This is a genomic window from Pseudoalteromonas sp. BSi20439, assembly GCF_000241165.1.
Taxonomy (GTDB): domain Bacteria; phylum Pseudomonadota; class Gammaproteobacteria; order Enterobacterales; family Alteromonadaceae; genus Pseudoalteromonas.
This window is the reverse complement of record NZ_BADW01000175.1, coordinates 1-987: the sequence shown is the minus strand read 5'-3', so window position 1 is coordinate 987 and position 987 is coordinate 1. Positions and strand designations below refer to the sequence as shown.

1 protein-coding gene is annotated in these 987 nt (G+C 40.7%); it reads left to right on the top strand.

Annotated features, from left to right (window positions below):
• On the top strand, nucleotides 1-987 hold a 987-nt coding region (locus P20439_RS13965; protein ID WP_036934181.1), incomplete at both ends, for an ISAs1 family transposase.

The window sequence follows — 987 nt, the reverse complement described above, 5'->3', positions numbered from 1 at the left end:
GGGCATCTAAAACTTGATTGGTTAAAAAGATATGGCGCTTTCAACGCGGGTATTCCAAGACACGACACCATAGCCCGTGTCATTTGTCGGTTAAAATCAGATGAAATAGAGCATGCATTTCAATCTTGGATATCTTCACTTATTGAAACCACGGGTGCTGATATTATTGCTATGGATGGAAAAACTGCACGTCGTTCATTTACAACCAAAGATAGAAAAAGTGCTTTACATACCGTCAGTGCATGGAGCTGCCAACACCAGTTAGTTTTAGGGCAAACAGCCGTTGATAGCAAAACAAATGAAATCACAGCCATACCTGAGTTACTCACCATGCTAGATATTGAAAATAGCATCATTACACTTGATGCTATGGGCTGCCAGCAAGAAATAGCGAAACAAATAATTAAACAAAAAGCTGATTATATCCTAGCGCTCAAAGGTAACCATTCAGGTATGCAGAGTGAATTAGAAGCTTGGTGGCACAAGAGTGAGCGCGAAGGATTGACCAATAGCAACTATGATAAACATACCGAAATAAGCTCAGGGCATGGGCGCATTGAAACAAGGGTTTGTCAGCAATTGCTTATTGATAAAAGCTGGTTAGATAAAATCTACCAATGGTCTGGCTTAAAGAGTGTTATTCAAGTAACCGCTGAGGTTCACGATAAATCATCAGGTACAGACACGATAGAAACGCGTTGGTATATTAGTTCGTTAGCGTTAGGTGCGGAGCAAGCACTTAATGCGGTACGAAGCCACTGGCAGGTTGAAAGTATGCATTGGATGTTGGATATGAACTTTAGGGAAGATGAATCAAGAATCCGTAAGAAGCAAGGACCCCTTGTTTTTAACGTAATGAGAAAAATAGCCATGGCGTTATTTAAACAAGATACAACTAAAACAGCCAGTATGGCGAGAAAAAAGAAAATGGCAGGGCTAGACGATGATTATCGCTCAACCCTGTTAGAATCTGGGATTAAAATGCGC